1 protein-coding gene is annotated in these 22,841 nt (G+C 73.1%); it reads left to right on the forward strand.

All coding sequences use genetic code 11. The features are described from left to right. Positions 1–26 precede the first annotated feature (26 nt). Entirely contained in the window at positions 27–22,799 is a 22,773-nt protein-coding gene (locus AC30CM_RS12870; RefSeq protein WP_490117266.1) for a non-ribosomal peptide synthase/polyketide synthase, read from the forward strand. Positions 22,800–22,841 lie beyond the last annotated feature (42 nt).

A 22,841-nucleotide genomic window follows, 5' to 3' on the forward strand; every position in this document is an offset into this window, starting at 1 on the left:
AACGACGACGGAGAGGTTGCCCCCGCGTGACCACACAGTCCCTGAACACGGCAGATCTGGACATGACCGAACTGCTGGCGCAGTGGAACGACGACTCGGCTCCCGAGGCCACCTCGACGGTGCCCGAACTGTTCGCCGCACAGTGCCTTTCGGATCCCGACGCCATCGCCGTGGTACACGGCGAGCGGACGCTGAGCTATGGCGAGCTGGCCCGGCATGCGGCACAGCTCGCCCACGCCATCCGCGACGTGGACCCGCGTTCCGAGGCCGTGGTGGCGGTCGGGGTGCCGCGGTCGGCCGAGATGGTGGTGGCGGTCCTGTCGACCATGCTCGCCGGCGCCGCGTTCGTGCCCCTGGACCCCTCCTGGCCCGCACACCGCCGCCGTCAGGTGCTCGCCGATGCCGGCGCGGTCGCCGCGTTCGTCGCGGCCGGTGACGACACCGACTGGGGCGTCCCGACGTTGCGCGTCGACCTGGCCGCGTGGGCGCACGCCGACCGACCGGGCACCGCACCCGACGTCGTCGTCGACCCCGCGCAGCTGGCCTACGTCATCTTCACGTCCGGCTCCACCGGAAAACCCAAGGGCGCCATGATCCGGCACGAGGCGATCGCCGAGCGCCTGGTGTGGCAGCGCGACCACGTGCTGCTGTTCGGCAAGGACGGCGACGACGCCTCACTGTTCAAGGCCCCCCTGTCCTTCGACATCTCGGTCAACGAGATCTTGCTGCCACTGGTGTGCGGGGGCCGCGTGGTGGTCGCCGACCCCGGCGGCGAGAAGGATCCCGAGTATCTGCTCGAGCTGATCCGGACGCAGCGGGTGACGTTCGTCTATCTGGTGTCGTCGATGCTGGACACCCTGCTCGAGCTGGATCGCATGGCGGCTCTGGACGGGACGCCGAGCGGGTTGGCATCGCTGCGTCACGTGTGGTGCGGCGGCGAGGTACTCACGCCGGATCTGTTCGCGCGCTTCCGCAGGCAACTCGCGACGACGCTCTATCACGGCTACGGGCCCGCGGAGGCGACCATCGGCGTCTCGCACGTCGTCTATCGCGACGCCGCCGAGCGCATCGCCACCTCGATCGGCAAGCCCAATCCGCACACCCAGCTCTACGTGCTCGACGAGGGCCTCAACCCGGTGCCGCCCGGAGTGGGTGGCGAACTGTACGCAGCGGGCTTCCTGCTGGGCCGCGGATACGTCAACGCGTCGGCGCTGACGGCGTCGCGCTTCGTGGCGAACCCGTTCGACCCGCACGGCTCTCGGATGTACCGCACGGGCGATCTGGCCCGTTGGACCGGCGATGGCACGCTGGAGTTCCTGGGCCGCGCCGACAACCAGGTGAAGGTGCGCGGTCGGCGCGTCGAACTCGAGGAGATCGAGTCGCAGCTGGCCGACCATCCCGCGGTGCGGCAAGCGGTGGTGTCCATCTCCCGGCATGGTACGTCCGAACAGCTGATCGGCTACCTGGTGGCCGTCGACGGGTCCGACGACGGACCCGCCCTGCATGCGGAGGTGGCCCGGTGGGCGGCCACCAGGCTGCCCGACTACATGGTGCCGTCGCGGTTCGTGACCTTGGAGCGGGTGCCGCTGACGGCCAACGGCAAGACCGACCGCACCGCGTTGCCGGAGCCCGAACCCAGCGGCACGCGGACCGTCACCGCACCGCGCACGCCGCGCGAAGAGGCGTTGTGCCGAGCGTTCGCCGACGCGCTGGACCTGGATCGGATCGGCGTCGACGAGGACTTCTTCGCCCTGGGCGGGGACAGCATCGTCGCGATCCGCGTGGTGAGCCGGCTACGCGCACTGGGCTTTTCGCTGCGTCCCCGCGACATGTTCGCCCACCGGACCGTGGCGGCGCTGGCGCCGCTGCTCGCCGACGCCACGCCCGGGCCGGGCGCGGCGGCGGCCCCCGTGGTCGAGGCCACGGGCGCCGTGCCCGCGACGCCCATCCTGCACTGGCTCGACGAGGCAGGTCCTGCCCTGGACGGCTTCTACCAGGGCATGGCACTGCGCCTGCCGACGGACGTCGACGAGACCAGGCTGCGCACCGCGCTCGACGCCGTCGTGGGGCGCCACCCCGTGCTGTGGGCCGCCACGACGGGTGATTCGACCGATCTGGTGATTCCCGCCGACCCTCCGAGCGCACCCATGCTCGTCGGCGATTCCGACGTGCCCGACGCCGCCGCGACGCTCCGCGACCGCCTGGTAGCGGAGCTGAACCCGGCCGCGGGCGTCATGATCGCGTTCGGCTGGCTGCGAGGCGCCGACGGCGGACGGTTGCTCGTGATCGCGCACCACTGCGTGGTGGACGGGGTGTCACTGCGGGTACTGGCCGACGATCTGTCGGCGGCGTACGCCGATCCCGGGGCCCTGGCTCCGGCCGCGACGTCCTGGCGGGCGTGGGCCCACCGGCTCGCCGAGGCCACCCGGGCGGGAACGTTCGACGCCGACCTCGCGTACTGGGAGCGGGTGTGCGCGGTGCCGCAGCGCCCCTGGGGAGACCGCGCACTCGACGCGGCGGTGGACACCGTGGCGACCGAGGCGCGTCTGACGGTCGAACTGCCCGCCGACGTCACCGCTGCCGTGCTGACGACGGTGCCCGAGCGGATCCACGGCCACGTCAACGACGCCATGGTGGCCGCGCTGTATCTGGCCTTGCGCGAATGGCTCGCGGTGCGCGCGCACCCCGACGCCGACGCGCCCCTGCTGGTGGAACTCGAGGGGCACGGCCGCGAGGCGGAGCTGGTGGGCGACGTCGACCCGTCGTCGACGGTCGGATGGTTCACCACCCTCTATCCGGTGGCACTCGACGACCCCGAGATCGACTGGCGGACGGCGGTGTGCGGCGGTCCGGCACTGGGCGCCACCGTGCGATCGGTGAAGGATCGGCTGCGCGCCGTCCCGTCGCACGGGCTGTCCTACGGTGCGCTGCGCTACCTGCGGGGGCGCCCGCAGCAGGCGCTCGCCGCCACACCCCAGGTGTTGTTCAACTACCTCGGGCGTTTCGAATCCACCCAGCGCCCATGGTCGTTCACCGACGATCACGGTGCGGTGCTGGAGGACCGCGACCCGCGGATGCCGTTGCCGCGCCTGGTCGAAGTGAACGCCGAAGCCGTCGCAGCCCCGACGGGGACCGTGCTGCGCGCGGTGTTCAGCTGGGCGGCGAACGCCGTGGCCGAGCCCGAGGTGCGACGGTTGGCGCAGCGCTGGACCGAGTTGCTCACCGCCATCGCGACGAGCCCGCACGTGGCCGGCCACAGCGCATCGGACTTCGATCTGGTGCCGCTGACGCAGACCGACGTCGCCGAACTCGAGGCCCGCCACCCCGGTCTGGTCGACGTGCTGCCGCTGACTCCGGCGCAACAGGGCATCTACTTCCACTCCACGTTCACCACACGGCGCGACCCCTACGTGGTGCAGCAGATCGTCGACGTCACGGGGCCGTTGGACGTCGATCGCTTCCAACGGGCGACCGAAGCCGTCGCCACGCGCCACCGCGCGCTGTCCGCGGCGTTCACGACGACGGCAGACGGAACGCCCGTCGCGGTGTACGCGACGGTGGTGCCGCCGGACTTCCGCGTCGTCGACGCACACCGCGGCACCGCCGCCGATGCACACCGCGGCACCGCCGCCGACCCGGACGCTCTGGTCGCCCGGCATGCGCAGGCCGACCGGCAACGCCGCTTCGACGTGTCCCGACCCCCGCTGACGCGGTACACGCTGGTGCGGCACGCCGCCGATCGGCACACGATGATCCAGACGGTGCACCACCTGGTGGCCGACGGCTGGTCGGTGCCCGTGGTGCTCGACGACCTGCTCACCGCATACGCCGGTGACGACTTCGACGGCCCCGCAGCAGGTTTCGATCACTTCCTGCGGTGGTCGGAGTCGCGGCGCGACCGCGCGGCCGAACGGGCGGCGTGGTCGGGCCTGCTGGCCGGGCTCGTCGAACCCTGTCGCGTGGCCGCGGCCGACGGCGCAGCGCCGTCCGGTCGCGGCGGCTTCGGCAGCCGGAGGGTCGAGGTGGGCCCACGCGCCGATTTCACCGCTCGGGCCGCCGCCGCCTCGGTCACCGTCGGCACGCTGCTGCACGCGGCGTGGGCGATCACCGTCGGCAGACTGACCGGCCGCACCGACGTGGTCTTCGGCACGGTGGTGTCCGGACGCGACGCCGACGTCCCCGGCGTCGAGGCGATGGTGGGGCTGCTGGTCAACACCGTGCCCCTGCGCGTCCGGTGGACACCCGCCCAGACCGCCACCGACGTGGTGGCCCAGGTCGCCGCGTTCGAGGCGGCCATCCGCGACCACCACCACCTGCCGTTGCCGCAGGCCCATCGCATCGCCGGTCTCGACGAGCTGTTCGACTCGCTGGTGGTCATCGAGAACCTGGGCGCCACGACGCATTCCCGCAACGGTCTGACGCTGGGCGACGTCCGGGTCATCGAGGCACCGCACTATCCCCTCACGGTGATGATCGCGGTACACGACACCGTGACGGTGACCGTCACCAACGACCGGGAGCACGTCTCCGACGCCTTCGCCGACGCGGCCACCGCGGTCCTGTCGGACGTGCTCGCGGCGCTGGTCGCCGGGGCGGCGCACGACCCCGGGGGCGAGCGCCCCGTCGTCGACGCCCCGCCTGCCACCACCCTGACCGCGCTGCTGGGCAGCGCCTTCCGGCAGCACGCCGAAGCCACGGCCGTCGTCACCGCCGACGGCTCGCACACCTTCGCCGACGTGGACCGTCGCGCCGCGGCGCTCGCGAGCCGGCTGACCGAGGCCGGCGTGCGTCGGGGCGACGTCGTCGCGCTCGCCACCGCCCGCACCGTGGACCTCGTGGCCGGCGCGTGGGCCATCGTCGCCGCGGGTGCGGCCGTGCTGCCGATCGATCCGGCCTATCCGCGGGCCCGCACGGCGTTCATGCTGGCTCACGCCCGCCCCGCCGCCGTACTGGCCGACGCACTCGGCCGGGCAGCAGTCGAGGTGCCGGAGGGTGTTCCCGTCGTCGCCGCCGACCAGGCAGGCATCGCCGCGCACGGCACGCGACCGGTCCCGGTGGATCCGCTCGACGCCGTGACGGTGCTCTACACGTCGGGGTCCACCGGCACCCCCAGGGCGGTCGTGGGAACCCATGCGGCGCTGGCGAATCGGATCGCGTGGGCCACCACGGCGTGGCGTGCCGACGTCCGGCTCGCCAAGAGTTCGCCGTCGTTCGTCGACGGCGTCACCGAACTGCTCGGCGGGTTGGCCGCGGGTGCGCGGACCGTCCTGGCCGGCGACGATGCCGCGCGCGACGGCCGGGCGCTGGCGGCGCTCGTCGCCGCCCACGGAATCGACCAGGTGCTCGCGGTGCCCTCGCTGGCGGCCGCCCTGGCCGACGAGCATCCGGCCGAACTCGCCGGCGTGCACCGGTGGATCGTCTCGGGTGAGGCGCTCGACACCACCCACCTGCGCGCCATCCGGGCCGCGAGCCCCGACGCCGAGGTGGTCAACTCCTACGGTTCGTCCGAGGTCACCGGCGACGTCCTCGCCGGAACGCAGCACGACGACCGGATCACCCTCGGCGCCGCCGTGCCCGGCGCGGACGTGCGGGTGCTCGATGCGACGCTCGCCGAACTCCCGGCCGGTGTGCTCGGTGAGATCTACGTCGGCGGCGTGCAACTGGCCCGCGGATACCTGAACGCACCGGGCCAGACCGCCGCACGGTTCGTCGCCGCGCCCGGCGGCGCGCGGGTGTATCGCACCGGCGATCTCGGTGCCCGCCTGCCCGACGGGCAGGTGGTGTACGCCGGGCGCAGCGACGCCCAGGTGAAGGTCAACGGTCACCGCGTCGAACCCGCCGAGGTGGAGGCCGCGCTGACCCGCATCGCCGACGTCCGCGAGGCCGCCGTGGTGAGCACGGGAACCACGTTGGCGGCGCTGGTGGTCGCCGACGCCGGTGACGCGCCGTCGGCCGCCGAGCTGACGGCGCTGCTGGCGGCCGAACTCCCCCGCCACCTGGTGCCGGCACGCATCCGCGTGGCGGACGCCATCCCGCTGCTGCCCAACGGGAAACGAGACGCGGCCGCCATCCGGGCGGCCGTCGACGGCGCAGCCGCGCCGCGCACCGACACGACCGCCGACGCCTCGCCGACCACCGCGCTGCAGCGCCGCGTGGTGGAGCTGATGTCCGACGTCCTGGGGTCGCAGCCGTCAGGGGCGGTCGACACCGCCACCGACTTCTTCGCCGCGGGCGGCGACAGCATCGCGGCCATCCGCCTCACCAGCCGCCTCGCCCGGGCCGGCTACGTGGTGACCACCGAGGACGTGTTCCGGCACCGGACCGCCGCCGAACTCGCGGCGCTGCTGGAGCGCTCCGCGAATGACGGCGCCGTCCCGGCGACGACCGTCGACCGCTTCTCGACCGTGCGACTCTCCCCGGCGACGCTCGAACGCCTGGTGGCCGCCGAGTCCGTCGACGACGTGTGGGCCATGTCCCCGCTGCAGCAGGGTGTCTACTACCAGAGCGCCCTCGACGGCGGCCACGCCACCTACATCGCGCAGAACGCGTTCGACGTCGACCGGCGCATCGACGTCGCCGCCCTCGATGCCGCGTTCGCGGCGCTGCTGCGCAGGCACCCGCAGTTGCGGGTGGGTTTCCGCACCGTCGAGCACGTCGAGGCAGACCCCGATCCCGACGCGACCGCCCTCGTCCAGGTGGTGGTGGCGGACCCGCCGTCGGCCGTCACCGTGGTCGACCTCACCGATGTCGACACCGACACCGCAGCGGACCGCGCGCGCCGCGTCGCGGCCGCCGACCGCACCGCCCCGTTCGACGTCGCGACGCCACCGCTGCTGCGGCTGACCGTGATCCGCCTGCCCGGCGGGCGCGACCGCATGCTGTTGACCTACCACTTCCTGCTCTTCGACGGCTGGTCACGCGAACTGGTACTGCGAGAACTGTTCGCGCTGTACGCCTCTGGTGGCACCACCGGCGTGCTGGAACCCCACGGCGACATGGTCGTGCGACACCTCGAATGGCTGCGTACCGTCGGCGCCGACGCCGCGACGCAGGCCTGGGGCGAGCTGTTGGCCGGCGTGCCGGGACCGACCTTGGCCTCCGGTGTCGAACCGGGCCATCCAGACGCCTCGCCCGACGTGGCGCCGGGCCGGCTGGTGGTGCGCATCCCCGAGGCCGTCACCGCACGCCTGCACCGGCGTGCGGCCACGCTGGGGGTGACGCTCAACGCGGTGGTCACGACCGCCGTCGCAGCGGTCACCGGCTACCACGCGGGCACGTCGGACGTGGTCCTGGGCACGACGGTCGCGGGCCGACCGGGTGAACTCGTCGGCATCGACGAGACCATCGGCCTGTTCTTGAACACCGTTCCGGTGCGGGTGGACACCACCCCGTGGCGCAGCGCCGCCGAGGCCATCACCGCCGTCGGCGCCCAGCGCGTGTCGATGATGCGCCACGACCACCTGGGGCTGGGCCAGATCCAGCGCACCGCAGGCGAATCCGGTGGCGTGCTGTTCGACTCGCTGCTGGTGCTGCAGAACTTCCTCGACGACGACACGTTCGCCGACCTGGAGTCCGCGCACGGCATCGTCGCCGTGGAGTACCACGACACCACGCACTTCCCACTGACGTGGGTGCTGACGCCCGGCCGGGAACTCACCGTCAAACTCGAGCACCGGGTCGTCGGCCCCGACCGGGCCCGCGAGATGGTGGACCAGGTGGCCGCCGTCCTGGATGCGCTGAGTCACCCGGACGACGTGGCGATGGGTGCGATCGACGTGCTGACCGCGCGACGACGGGACGACCTCGAGCGGCGCTGGTCCGCGACGCGGCGCCCCCTGGAGCCGGTCACCATCGCCGAACTGCTCGGCGAGACCGCCGCCGCCGACCCGGACGGCGTGGCCCTGGTGTTCGGGGAGCGCCGGATCACCTACGGCGAGTTGGACGCCAGGGTGTCCCAACTCGCGCGTTTCCTCCGCGACCGCGGCGCCGCGCCCGAGACCTTCGTGGCGTTGGCGCTCCCCCGATCCATCGACATGGTGGTGGCACTGTTCGCGGTGTTGCGGGCCGGCGCAGCGTACCTGCCGTTGGAACTGGACCTGCCCATCGAACGGTTGGACACCATCGTCGAGGACGCCAGGCCGGTGCTGGTGGTGACGACCGCCGCCCAGGACGTCCTCGCCGACCGCGCGCGAGGCCACGGCGCCGCCGTGGTGACCCTCGACGATCCCGACGTCGCCGCCGAGCTGCGGGCGACCCCGTCGACCCCACCGACGCCCGCCGAACTCGGCGAGTTCGCCTCCGGCGCCGAGCGTCTGGACCATCCGGCATACCTGATCTACACGTCGGGCTCCACCGGGAAGCCCAAGGGCGTGCTGACCGGGTACGCGGGGCTGACCAACATGTACTTCAACCACCGGGAGGCCATCTTCGCCCCGACGGTCGCGCGCGCCGCGGCGGCCGGGGCCGGCGACCGCGTCGCCGTGGCCCACACGGTGTCGTTCTCGTTCGACATGTCGTGGGAAGAGCTGTTCTGGCTCGTCGAGGGTCACACCGTGCACGTGTGCGACGAGGAGTTGCGCCGCGACGCGCCCGCGCTCGTCGCGTACTGCCACCGCCATCGGGTCGAGGTGATCAACGTGACCCCGACCTATGCCCACCATCTGCTGGACGCCGGGCTGCTCGACGGCCACGCCCCCGCGCTGGTCCTGCTCGGCGGGGAAGCCGTCGGCGACGGCGTGTGGTCGGCGCTGCGCGATGCTCCCGGCACCGCCGGGTACAACCTCTACGGTCCCACCGAGTACACCATCAACACCCTCGGCGGCGGCACCGACGACAGTGCCACGCCCACGGTGGGCCGGCCGATCTGGAACACGCGTGGCTATCTGCTCGACTCCGCGCTACGCCCCGTCGCCGACGGCACCGTCGGCGAACTGTACGTGGCGGGAACGGGTTTGGCGCGCGGTTACCACCGTCGCGCGGGGCTGACCGCGGCCACGATGGTCGCCGACCCGTTCGTGGCGGGCGGCCGGATGTACCGCACCGGCGACCTGGTGCGGCGGCGCGCAGACGGGCATCTCGACTTCCTGGGCCGCGCCGACGACCAGGTGAAGATCCGCGGATACCGGGTCGAACTCGGCGAGGTCGAGACGGTCTTGGCCGGTCTGCCCGGGGTGGCGCGCTGCGCCGTCGTGGCGCGTGCGACGACGGCGACGCCACCGATGAAGACACTGGCGGCCTACGTGATCGCCGCGGAAAGCCCTGCCGATCCCGCGGAGTTCGTCGCCGCGCTGCGCGACGGTCTGGCCGCGATCCTGCCGCCCTACATGGTGCCCACCCGTTACGGCCTGGTCGACGAGTTGCCGCTGACCATCAACGGCAAGCTCGACGTGGCGGCGCTGCCCGAACCCGTGGCGGCCACCCGCGGCGCGGCGCGCAGTCCCCGCTCGGACCGGGAGGCGACGCTGCTGGCGATCGTGAGCGCGGTGCTCGGCATCGACGAGATCGGCGGAATCGGCGTGGACGACGACTTCTTCGCCCTCGGCGGCGACAGCATCTCGTCGATCGCGGTGTGCGGCCGCGCCCGCAAGGCCGGTCTGGTCCTGACCCCCCGCGACGTGTTCCGGCGCCGCACGGTCGCCGCGCTCGCCGCCGCCGCGCACACCGGCGAGGCCACGACGGCACGGGTGGCCGACACCGGCGTCGGCGTCGTCGCGCGCACGCCGATGCTGGCCGAGACCGAAGCGGCGCACACCCCGCTGGCGAACTTCTACCAGGCGATGGTGCTGGCGACACCCGCGGATCTGACGCGTGCCCGGCTGGTCGAGGTGCTGACCGCCGTGCTGGAGCGGCACGCCATGCTGCGCGCGCGCCTCTGCCCCACCGACGACGGGTGGACGCTGGAGGTGCCCGGCACCGGTATCGAGAGGTCGGCGGTCGAGGCGTCGGTGGTCGAGGCGCCGCTGGGACCCGACGACGTGGACGCCGCGGTGTCCGCGGCGGCCGCCGGGCTCGACCCGTACGCCGGCCTCCTGGTGCGCGCCGTGTGGGACGACGCGGCCGGCGAGGGCAGGTTGCTGCTGGTGATCCACCACCTCGTCGTCGACGGGGTGTCCTGGCGGATCCTCGGCGAGGATCTCGCGCGCGCCTGGGCTGACGTCCGGGCTGGCCGACCGGTGGTCCTCGACGACGTGCCCACGTCGTTCCGGACCTTCTCGCACGCCATCGCCGACGCGACGTTCACCGCGGAACTACCGTACTGGGCGGACGTCCTGGCCACGCCGGACCCCGATCTCGGCAGGCGACCCCTGGACCCGGCCGTCGACACGGCCGCCACCGTGGCCAGGCTCCACGTGGCGCTCCCGGAGGAGACGAGCACCCCGCTGCTGGGTGCGGTCCCCGCCGCGTTCCACGGTGGGGCCAACGACGTGTTGCTGACGGGGCTGGCGCTGGCGCTGGCGCGGTGGCGCACCAGCCGCGGAGGCGGGCAGTCACATACCGCGACCGTCCTCAACCTCGAAGGCCACGGCCGCGAAAGCGAGTTCCTGGGCGCCGATCTCGACCTGTCGCGCACCGTGGGATGGTTCACCTCGATCTACCCGGTGCGCGTCGATCCCGGCGCCGTCGCCTGGGACGACGTGTTGGCGGCCGGACCCGAGCTGGCCCGCGCCGCGAAGTCGGTGAAGGAGCAACTGCGCACGGTCCCGAGCCGCGGCATCGGCTACGGCGTACTGCGGCACCTGGATCCGGATCGGTCGCTGGCCGGGGCCCCCGCACCGCAGATCCTGTTCAACTACCTGGGCCGCTTCTCCGGCGGTACGGGCCGCGACTGGGAGCCCGTCGCCGAGCAGGGCGCGCTGCGCGAAGGCGTCGACCCGACGAATCCCGCCGTGGCCCTGGAGATCAACGCCGCGGCCGAGGACGGCCCCGACGGCACGCGGCTGTCGATCACCCTGGCGTGGCCCACCGGCATCCTCGCCGAGGCCGACGTGGCGGACCTGGCGGGTCTGTGGACGCAGGCGCTGACGGCGCTGGCGCGCTGCGCGGACCTCGCCGGGCACACGCCGTCGGACTTCCCGCTCGTCGCGGCCACGCAGGCCGACGTCGACGCCTGGGAGCGCGACGGTGCCGTCGAGGACGTGCTGCCACTCCTGCCGCTGCAGGAGGGCATGTACTTCCACGCGACGTACGGCGGCGGCGTGGACACCTACCGCGTGCAGCAGGTCGCCGAACTCGTCGGGCCGGTCCGGCCCGACGTGCTGCACCGCGCGATCACGGCGGTGGTCGGTAGGCACCAGGCGCTGCGCGCGGGCTTCCGCGAACTCGCCGACGGCACGCTGGCGCAGATCGTGTTCGCCTCTGCCGCGGTCGAATTCGAGCACGTTGCGGTGACCGACGGTGACGCCGCCGATGCGCTCGCCAGGACCCGGCTCGACCGGCCGTTCGACCTGGCGCATCCGCCGCTGGTGCGCTACGTGCTGGCCAGCCTGGGGCCCGACCGGCACCGGCTGATCCAGACCCTGCACCACGTCGTCGCCGACGGGTGGTCCTATCCCCTGATCTTCGGCGACGTCGTGGCCGAGTACAACGCCGCGGTGGGCGCCGGACCGGCGCCCCAGCCGCCGGCGGTCTCCCTGCGCGATCACGTCGAGGCCGTGCGTTCCGCCGACCACGCCGCCGCCCGGACCGCCTGGGCCGCCGCACTCGTCGACGTCCGGCCCACCCTGGCCGTCGACGACACGGTTCCGGTGGGCGAGCATCTGGCGACCGTGCGCCGGCTGCCCCGGGATCTGACCACGACGCTGCTGACGACCGCGCGCGAGCGCGGCGTGACGCCGTCGACCGTGGTGCACGCGGCCTGGGGTCTGGTGCTCGGCGCCCACGTGGGCCGCACCGACGTGGTGTTCGGCTCGACGGTCTCGGGCCGCGGTGGGACGCTCGCCGGCACCGAGGACGTCGTCGGCCTGCTGATCAACACCATCCCGGTGCCCATGGCGTGGACGCCGGACGAGTCGCTGGCCGCGGCCGTGACGCGGCTTCAGGAACGTCAGAGCGCAGTGCTCGACGCCCAGCACGTCGGCCTCACCGAGCTGGCCAAGATCGCGGGGGTCCGCGAGTTCTTCGACACCCTGGTGGTGGTGGAGAACTTCCCCACCACCGACACCGACACCGACACCGGACATCCTGCGGCGCTGGCCTTCACGGGATTCACCGGCACGGACGCGCCGCACTATCCGCTGGCACTGGTCGCCTACCTCGACGACGAACTCGCCGTGGAGGTCAAGTACGACGCCGGGCGGGTGGCCGTCGGCATGGCCGAGCGCATGGCCGAGCGGGTGGCCGCGGTGCTGCGCGCGTTCGCCGAACGTCCCGACGACGCCATCGGCGACGTCGATCTGCGCACTGCCGTCGAGCGCTCGTTCACCGCGGGCACGGTGTCACGGCCCGGCCCGGCCCGCACCGTGACCCAGGCCTTCGACGACGCGGTGCGCCGTGCACCCCACGCGACCGCCGTGGTGTGCGGTGAGCGCCGGCTGAGCTACGCCGAACTCGACGCGCAGGCCGGCGCGGTGGCCGCCACTTTGGCCGGGCTCGGCGTCGGCACGGGAACCCGTGTCGCCGTTGCGGTTCCGCGGACTGTGGAGCTGGTGGTCGCCCTGGTGGCGGTGATCAAGGCGGGGGCCACCTACGTCCCGCTGGACATCGACTCCCCCGCCGCACGGTTGACGCACGTGCTGACCGACTCGGCGCCGACGTGCGTGCTGACCGACGTCGCCGACCGCGTGGCGCACGTGTCCGACGTGCCCACCGTCGTGCTCGCCGAGGCGGTCACCGCGACCCCCGCCGCGGGAGCGCGGCAGGCGACCCACCCCGACGACGACGCCTACGTCATCTACACCTCGGGGTCGACCGGTGTGCCCAAGGGCGTCGCGGTGAGCCATCGCAACGTCACCGCACTGTTGGCGGCCGCCGCCGAGCACTACGACGTGGGCGCCGACGACGTGTGGACGATGTTCCACTCGGCGGCGTTCGACTTCTCGGTGTGGGAGCTGTGGGGCGCGTTGACGACCGGTGGCACGCTCGTGGTCGTCGAGGCCGCGGACACCCGCGATCCGGAGCGCTTCCTGGGGCTGCTGGAGACCGAGCGCGTGACCGTGCTCAGTCAGACGCCGTCGGCGTTCTATCCGCTGATCGATGCCGACGCGCGGCTGCGGCCGACGCTGTCGCTGCGCTACGTGGTGTTCGGCGGGGAGGCACTCGACATCCGCCGGCTGGCCGCCTGGTACGTCCGGCACGCCGACGACGCACCGCAGCTGGTGAACATGTACGGCATCACCGAGACGTGCGTACACGTCTCGGTGCGGCCGCTCACCGCCGCCGACGTCGACGACGCGGGCAGCCGCAACGGTGCCATCGGCGGGCCGCTTTCGGGGTTGCGCCTGCACCTGCTGGATGACCGCTTGCGACCCGTCGGCGCGGGCGTGGTCGGCGAACTGTACGTCAGCGGCGGGCAGGTCGCCGGCGGATACGTCGGCAGGCCGGGGCTGACGGCGTCGCGCTTCGTCGCCAACCCGTTCGACGCGGCGGGCGAACGCCTCTATCGCACCGGGGACACGGCCACGTGGACCGACGCCGGTGAGCTTCGGTACGTGGGACGCTCCGACGCGCAGGTCAAGGTGCGGGGCTTCCGCATCGAACTCGGCGAGGTGGAGGCCGCATTGGCCGCGGCCCCCGGAGTGACCAACGCCGCGGCCGCCACGCACGTCGACGCCACCGGCCGGACGCGCCTGGTGGGATACCTGGTGGGTCGGGGGGCACCGGACGTCGCCCGGGTCCGCGCCCACGTCGCCGACCGCGTGCCGGGATACATGGTGCCGTCGGCCTTCGTCGTGCTCGGCGCCCTTCCGTTGACCGTCAACGGCAAGCTGGATCGCGCGGCGCTGCCCGCGCCCGCCGACGCCGCGCCCGAGGCCCAGGTCCAGGCCCAGGCCCAGGTCACGCACGCGGCCACGAACCGCGCCACCGAACAGACCCCGGAACCGGCCACGACCGACACCGCCGCCGTCCTCGCCGGGTTGTTCGGCGAGATCCTCGGCGTCCCGGTGGGTCCGGACGACGACTTCTTCACCGTGGGCGGGGACAGCATCGTCGCCATCCAGCTGGTCAACCGCGCCCGGCGGGCCGGTATCCGCCTCACCCCGCAGCAGGTGTTCGTCGCGCGCACCCCCGCCGCACTCGCCGAGGCGGCGGCAGCGGCGGACGGCGGGTCGCCCGCGTCGGATCCGGCGGGCACCGGCCCTCGGCCCGACCTCGGCGAGGTCATGCCGACGCCCATCGTGGGCCGCCTGGCCGAACTCGGCGGTTCCATCGGTCGGCTCAACCTCACCGAGCTGCTGCGCACCCCCGTCGGCGCCACCGTGGAGCGGCTCGACGCCGCGCTCAACGCAGTGGTCGCCACCCACGACGCCCTGCGACTGCGGCTGCACCGTCCCGCGCCCATGCTGTGGTCGCTGGAAACGACGCCGCATCAACCGCTCTCGGTGCGCCGCGTCGACGCGCAGGGCCTGGACGCCGACGGCCTGCGCGACGCCGTCGGCGCGGAGTCCGATGCCGCTGCCGACGGACTCGACCCGGAAGCGGGCCGCGTCGTGGAGGCGGTGTGGTTCGACCGCGGCTCCGACGAGCAGGGGCGGTTGCTGCTCGTGGTGCACCACCTCGCGGTCGACGCGGTGTCGTGGCGGATCCTGCTCGACGACCTGTCCGAGGCGTACGCCCGCGTGGCCGAGGGCCGGCGGCCCGACCTGCCCGCGGTGCCGACGTCCATCCGCGCCCATGCCCGCGCCGTGCACGACGGCGCCCAGCAGGCCACCCGGCTCGCGGAGTTCGAACACTGGTCGGCGACCCTGGCGCCCGGCGGGGAACTCGACGCCACCGCGTCCACGTTCGGGCTCGTGGTCGGCGACACCCGCGACCACGTCGTCGTCGCCGACGCCGACGTCACCGAGGCGCTGCTGACGACCGTGCCCGCCGCCGCGTCCGCCGACGTCACCGAAACCCTGGTCGCCGCACTGACGCTCGCCGTCGAGCGGTGGCGACGGGCCCGCGGCACCGCGCCGGGCGCTCCGCTGGTGCTCGATCTCGAGCGCCATGGCCGCGACCATCGGGGCGAGCACGACCTGAGCCGCACGGTCGGCTGGCTCACGGCCATCGCCCCGGTCCGCCTGGACCCCGTCGATCCCGCCGACGCGCTCGGGGCGCTGCGCGCCGTGAAGGAGACGCTGCGCGCCGTGCCCGACGAAGGCCTGGGCTTCGGCCAGCTGCGCTACTGCAATGCCAGGACCGCGGCGGCGCTGGGAAGGCTCCCCGGACCGCAGGTGCTGTTCAACTACCTCGGCCGGTGGACCGCCGACGGTGCGGCGGACTGGGATTCGGCCCCGGAGGTCGACGCGCTGCGCGTGGGTCCCAACCCGGACCTCGGGACGCCGTATCTGCTCGAGGTCAACGCGATTTGTGACGACACCGCCGCCGGGCCACGGCTCAAGACGGTGTTCACCTATGCCGACGGCGGTCTGGGTGCCCAGGCCACGGTCGAACTGGCCGAGCACTTCTCGGCCACGCTGACCGAGTTGAGCCGCGACGTCGCCCCGGCCTCGGCGGGCGGGTCCACCCGCACCCCGTCCGACCTGGCCCACGTCACCCTGACCCAGCCCGAACTGGATCGCGTGCTGGCGCGCGCGGGCCAACCGATCGACGACGTCTGGCCGCTGTCGCCCCTGCAGGAGGGGGTGTACTTCCAGGCCAGGTACGCCGAGTCGCCGGTGTACGTGGTGCAGAACGTGTTCGACGTGGACGACCCGATCGACCTCGACGCGCTGCGCACGGCGTTCGCGCGCGTCCTGTCCCGGCACGCGGTGTTGCGGTCGGGCTTCCATGCCGACGACCTGCCCCGTCCGGTCGCGGTCATCGCCACCGCACCCGAGGTGTCACCCGAGGTGATCGACATCGGCGGCCTCGACCAGGCGGCCGCGACCGCCCGCGTCGCGGAGATCACCGCAGCCGACCGACTGCGCTCCTTCGACCTGGCGGCCCCACCCCTGATCCGGTGCACGGTGGTACGCGGCACCGGTGGAGACCGGCTGATCCTCAGCTACCACTTCCTGCTCCTCGACGGCTGGTCGCGCGAACACTTCCTACGGGAATGGTTCGCCGAGTACGCGGCGGCCCGCGACGGGCGGACTGCCGGAATCGACGCCCCGGCCGCACGGTTCACCGACTATCTGACGTGGCTGGCCGGACGTGATCGCGAGGCCTCGGCGCGCCGCTGGGGTGCCGCGATGGCGGGCCTGCCCGGACCCACGCTGCTGGTCCCCGAGGCCGTGGGCACCGAACCCACCCTGGCGCTGCGCCTGGAGTTCACGCTCACCGACGACGAGACGGCCGAGCTGATGCGGTGCGCCCGCCGCGCCGGGGTGACGCTGAACGCCCTCGTCGGCACGGCGCTGGCGATGGTGTTGGGTTACGAGACCGGCAGCGACGACGTCGTGTTCGGCTCGACCGTCGCCGGCAGACCCACCGACCTCGAGGGCATCGACTCGGTGATCGGACTGTTCCTCAACACGGTGCCGACCAGGGTGCGGTTACGGCCGGAGCAGTCGTTCGCCGACACCATGCGCGCGGTGCAGTCCAGTCGCCTGGAGCTGATGGACGACGAGTACCTCGGACTCGGCGACGTGCAGCGGGCGGCGGCCGCGGCGAACCCCGACAACGACGAACTGTCCGGCAATGCACCGCTGTTCGACAGCCTGTACGTGTTGCAGAACTTCCTCGACGACGACACCTTCACCGACATGGAGACCGCGCACGGGATCGTCGGGCACGACTCCATCGACGCCTCGCACTACCCGCTGACATGGGTGGCGTCACCCGGCCGCAGGCTGTGGGTCAAGCTCGAGTACCGCGCCGACGTCGTGGCCCGGGAGCGGGCGCAGCGTCTGCTCGACCGGCTGCACGCCGTCCTGCTGCACGCCGCGAGCGCCGACGGGACCGACCGGCCGTTGGCCGCCGTCCCGATGGTGTTGCCCGTCGAAGCCGGGCGCAGCGCCGACCGGGACGCTGCGGCCGAGCACCCCCTGCCGGCGGCGACCGTGATCGACCTGCTCACCGAACGCGCGGCGCTGACCCCGCACGACACGGCGCTGGTATGCGGTGCCGCCCACGTCGACTACGCCGAACTGCAAGCGCGGTTCGACGCGCTGGCGTGGCTGCTGCGCGACCGTGGCATCGGCCGCGGTGACACGGTGGCGCTGGCGATTCCGCGGTCCATCGAATCGGTGGTGGCGTTGTTCGCGGTGCTGCGCGCCGGTGCGGCCTACCTGCCCCTGGAGTTGGACTATCCCGACGAACGGCTCGCGGTGATGCTCGACGACGCCGCGCCGGTGTGCGTGCTGACCACCAGCGCGGTGGCCGAGCGCATCACCGCCGTCACCGGATGCCCGGCACTGGTGCTCGACGACGCGGCCGTGCGCGCGGACGCCGCCGCGGCGGCACGGCCCTGGGACGGCCGCACCCCCGCCCCGGACGAGGCCGCCTACGTCATCTACACGTCGGGATCCACCGGCAAGCCCAAGGGCGTGGTGACACCGCACCGCGGGTTGACCAACATGCACCTCAACCATCGGGAGGCGATCTTCGCCCCGGCCATCGCCAAGGCGGGCGGGCGGCGTCTGAGCATCGCCCACACCGTGTCGTTCTCGTTCGACATGTCGTGGGAGGAGCTGCTGTGGCTCGTCGAGGGCCACGAGGTGCACGTGTGCGACGAGGAGTTGCGCAGGGACGCCACGGCCTTGGTGCGGTACTGCCATGACAGGCGCATCGACGTCGTCAACGTGACGCCGTCCTATGCCCAGGTACTGTTCGACGAGGGCCTGCTGACCGCCGGTCACGCCCCCGTGCTCGTCCTGCTCGGCGGCGAGGCGGTGTCGAGCACCGTGTGGAATCGCCTGCGCGACAGCGACACCAGCTACGGATACAACCTCTACGGCCCCACCGAGTACACCATCAACACCCTCGGCGGCGGCACCGACGACAGCGCGACGCCCACCGTGGGCCGCCCCATCTGGAACACCCGTGCCCACGTGCTGGACGGCTGGCTGCGTCCGGTGCCCGACGGCGTGCCCGGTGAGCTCTACGTCTCGGGCGCGGGGTTGGCACGCGGGTACCTCGGCCGAGCGGCGCTGACGGCGGACCGCTTCGTGGCGAACCCGTATGACCCCGACGCCTCCCGGATGTACCGGACCGGCGACCTGGTGGTGCGCAGGCCCGACGGCATCATCGACTTCCTGGGCCGCACCGACGACCAGGTCAAGATCCGGGGCTACCGCGTCGAACTGGGCGACGTCGAGGCCGCGATGGCCGCCCATCCGGCCGTGGCCCGGGCGGCGGTGATCACGCGGTCCGATCCGTCGGGCACGCAGCGGCTGGTCGGCTTCGTCGTCGCCGCGGGTCGGGAGGCGGGCACCGACCTCGTCGACGCCGTCCGCAACCACCTGCGGGCGACGCTGCCCGCGTACATGGTGCCGACCGCCATGGCCGCGATCGACGAGATCCCGCTGACCGACAACGGAAAGCTGGACGTGCGAGCGCTTCCCGACGTCGCAGCCGGCGGCGGCGCCGGTGGCCGGGTACCGCAGACGCCCGCAGAGGTCGCGGTGGCCGCGCTGTTCGGCGACGTACTGGGCGTCGCCGAGGTGAGCGCCGACGACGACTTCTTCGACCTCGGTGGGCATTCGCTGCTCAGCATCCGGTTGCTCGGCGGCCTGCGTTCGGCGCTGGGGGTCGAGCTGACCATCCGCGACGTGTTCGACGCCCGCACCGTCGCCGGCGTCGCCGCGCTGGTCGACGCGGCCGCCCCGGAGTCCGCCCGCCCCGAGTTGGTGGCCGGCCCTCGCCCCGAGTGGATCCCGGCCTCGCCCGCGCAATCGCGTCTGCTGGTGCTCGACCGGCTGGCCGACACCGGCGCGGCCTACGCCTACCCGCTGGTGTTCCGGGTGACCGGGTCGCTCGACCTGGCCGCGCTGCACCGGGCGGTCGACGCCGTCGTCGCCAGGCACGAGGCGTTGCGCACGGTGTTCGTCGAACGCGACGGCGAATTCGGGCAACGCATCCTGGACGCGGGCGTGACGGTGCCGATGGCGGTCACCGACGTCGACCCGAACGATCGCCGGCAACTGGACGCCGCCGTCGACGCGGTGACGCGCCGCCGGTTCGACCTGCAGCGCGAGATCCCGATCCGCGTCGACGTGTTCCGCATCGCCGCCACCGAGCACGTCGTCGCGCTGGTGCTGCATCACATCGCCGCCGACGAGTGGTCCGACGGCCCGTTGCTCGCCGATCTGGACCGCGCCTACCGCGCCGAGGTGGACGGCGGCGCGGCTGCGTTGCCCGCGCCGACCGTGCAGTACGCGGACTACGCGCTGTGGCAGCGCGAGCTGCTCGCCCGCGACGGCGCCCGCCTGATCGAGTTCTGGCGCTCTGAATTAGACGGCGCCCCAGACGAACTGGCGCTGCCCTGCGACCGCGCCCGCCGCCCCGACCCCACCGGGTCCGCCGGACTGGTGCGGGTGGACCTCGACGCGGACACCGCCGCGGCTCTGCGGCGGTTGGCCACGGCGCGGCAGGCGAGTCCGCTCGTGGTGGTGCAGGCCGCGCTGGCGGCCCTGCTGCACCGGTTGGGCGCCGGCGACGACATCGTGATCGGCACGCCCGTCGCGGGCCGCGACGACCCCGCTCTGGACGACGTGGTGGGCTTCTTCGTCAACACCGTGGTGCTGCGCACCGACGTGTCCGGCAACCCCACGTTCGACGAGTTGCTGGCGCGTGCCCGCACCGCCGACCTGGCCGCGTTCGCGCACCAGGAGCTGCCGTTCGAGCGGCTCGTCGAGGCGCTCAACCCGCCCCGCGTGGCCGGGCGCAACCCGCTGTTCAACGTGTTCGTGGGCTACCACCTCCGCGACCTCGGGTCCACCGACCTGTTCGGGATGCCCATGCAGTGGTACGAATCCGCCGTCACCGGCGCCATGTTCGACCTCGGCGTGACCCTCGTCGACGTCCGCGACGGCACCGCGACGCTGCTCACCGAGTACGCCGCCGACCTGTTCGACGAGGACACGGCCGAGACGCTGACGCGGCGACTCGCCGCCGTGCTGGCGCGGCTCGTCCGGGCGCCCGCGACCCGCGTCGGTGCCGTCGACGTGCTGCTCCCCGGTGAGCACGCCGACGTGGTGGTCGCGCGCAACGCGACGGCACACCCCGTGGCCGCCGAGGGCTTGGCGGCGGCGGTGTCGCGTCGGGCGCACGAAGCCCCCGACGCGGTCGCCGTGATCGCCGACGAGGGCCGGTTGACCTACGGGGACCTCGACGCGTGGTCCGACCGGCTGGCGTCGCATCTCGTCGAGGGTCTCGGTGAGGGTGCGGTGGTCGGGGTCTCGCTGCCGCGCTCGATCGAGCTGGTGGTCGCGCTGCTCGCGGTCGCGAAGTCCGGCGCGGCGTTCCTGCCCCTGGATCCGGAGTATCCGCGAGAGCGGTTGGCGTACATGGTCGCCGACGCACGACCGCGTCGCGTGCTCGACGCCGCCGCCGTCGCCGCGATGCGGCCCGACCCTGCCGCAGGGCCCCCACGGCGACCGGACGTCGAGGTGGATCCGGCGTCGTGGGCCTACGTGCTCTACACGTCGGGCTCCACCGGTAAGCCGAAGGGCGTCGCGGTCTCCCACGCCGGCATCGTCAACCGCATTGCCTGGCTGCAACACGCCTACCCGCTGGGTCCCGGCGACCGGATGGCGGTCAAGACCCCGATCAGCTTCGACACGTCGGTGTGGGAGGTGTTCTGGCCGTTGGCCGTCGGTGCCGAACTGGTGATCGTGCCACCGGGAGCGCATCGCGACCCGGCCTGGCTGGCGCGCACGATCGACGCGTACGGGGTGACCGCGGTGGACTTCGTGCCGTCGATGCTCGAGTTGTTCCTCGAGGAGCCGCGGGCACGCCGGTGCACGTCGTTGACGCGCGTCACCGTCGGTGGCGAGGCATTGGCGGGCGACCTCGCCCGTCGGTTCGCCGAGGCGTTCCCCCACGTCGGGCTGCACAACCTCTATGGCCCCACCGAGGCGGCGGTCGACGTGCTGGGCTGGACCGCAGACGGCGGCGACGTGGCGCTGGGCCGGCCCGGCTGGAACGTCCGCGTCTACGTGCTCGACGAGCAGCTCAACCCGGTGCCCGACGGTGCGCGCGGCGAGTTGTACCTCGCCGGTGTGCAGGTGGCGGACGGCTACCTGGGTCGCGGCGGCCTGACCGCCGCCCGCTTCGTCGCCAACCCCTTCGACACCGGCGCGCGGATGTACCGCACCGGCGACGTGGTGCGCTGGCGCCGCGACGGGCAGCTGGAGTACCTGGGTCGCAGCGACGATCAGATCAAGCTGCGCGGAGTGCGCATCGAGCCGGGCGAGATCGAGGCCGTCGTGGCGTCGCATCCGGCGGTGGTCTCGGCCCGCGTCGTGGCGCGGTCGGGTCGGTTGGTCGCCTATTACGTACCGACCGAAGTACCGGCCGACGGCGCACCGCCCGCGGCCGTCCTGCGTGAGCACGCGGCGGCTGCACTGCCCGCCCACATGGTGCCCGCGGCGTACGTCGCGGTGCGCGCCTATCCGCTGACACCGAGCGGCAAGCTCGACCGTGCGGCGCTCCCGGAGCCGGACGTCGACGCGGACGCCTCCGGCAGGGCCCCGGAGACGCCTGCGCAGCAACGGCTCTGCGCGCTGTTCGCCGACGTGCTCGGCGTCCCGGTCGCCTCCATCGACGCCGACTTCTTCGCTCTCGGTGGACATTCGCTGCTGCTGGTCCGACTGGCGGCGGCCATCCGTCGGGAGTTCGGGGTCGAGGTGGCGGTGTCCGACCTGATGGTCGCCCCGACCGTGGCGGAGGTCGCCGAGCGGCTGGCCTCCGGCGCGACCGCCGCCGACGCCCTCGGGCCGGTGCTCGTGCTGCGCGCCGAGGGTGGTGCGCCGCCGTTGTTCTGCATCCATCCGGCGAGCGGCCTGAGCTGGCAGTTCGCCGGTTTGAAACGACATCTGCCGCAGGACGTCCCGCTCTACGGCCTGCAGTCGCCGCTGTTCACCGAGGGCAGGCTGCCCGCAGGCATCACCGAGCTGGCGCACCGTCACGCGGACTCCGTCGCACAGGTGGCACCCGACGGTCCGATCCGGCTGCTGGGCTGGTCGTTCGGTGGTGCGCTGGCGCTGCTGGTGGCCACCGAACTGACCCGGCGCGGGCGTGACGTCACGTTCGTGGGCATGCTGGACGCCAGGACCGACACCACGGACACCACGGGCACCACGGATACCACCGAGTTCGACCCTGCCGCCGTCCTCGGCGGACTGCTTCGCGAGATGGGCTTCCCCGTCGCCGCCGACGCCCGGGTCACGGTCGCCGATGCCGTCGCACTGGTCCGCACGAGCGACGACGCCATCACGGTGCTCGACGACCACCGGATCGGTCAGGTCATCGAGAACTACGTTGCGGCAGAGCGGTACACGGCCTCGGCCGACTACGGCCGCTATGCCGGGGACGTCTTCTTCGTCGACGCCGCGATCCTGGAGATGGACCTGACGGGCGTGGCGTCGCAGGGGTGGCGGGAGCACGTCGGCGGCGAGTTGAGCGTGACGACGCTGCAGTGTCGGCATTCCGAGTTGATGGACGCTCCGACACTGGAGACGTTGGGCCCGTTGCTCGCCGAATGGTTGCAGCGGTGATCCGGTGCCGACGACGAATGCCCGCCGGCGGTGCCGGCGGGC

The organism is Mycobacterium sp. DHQP2018-32-09 (assembly GCF_058148405.1).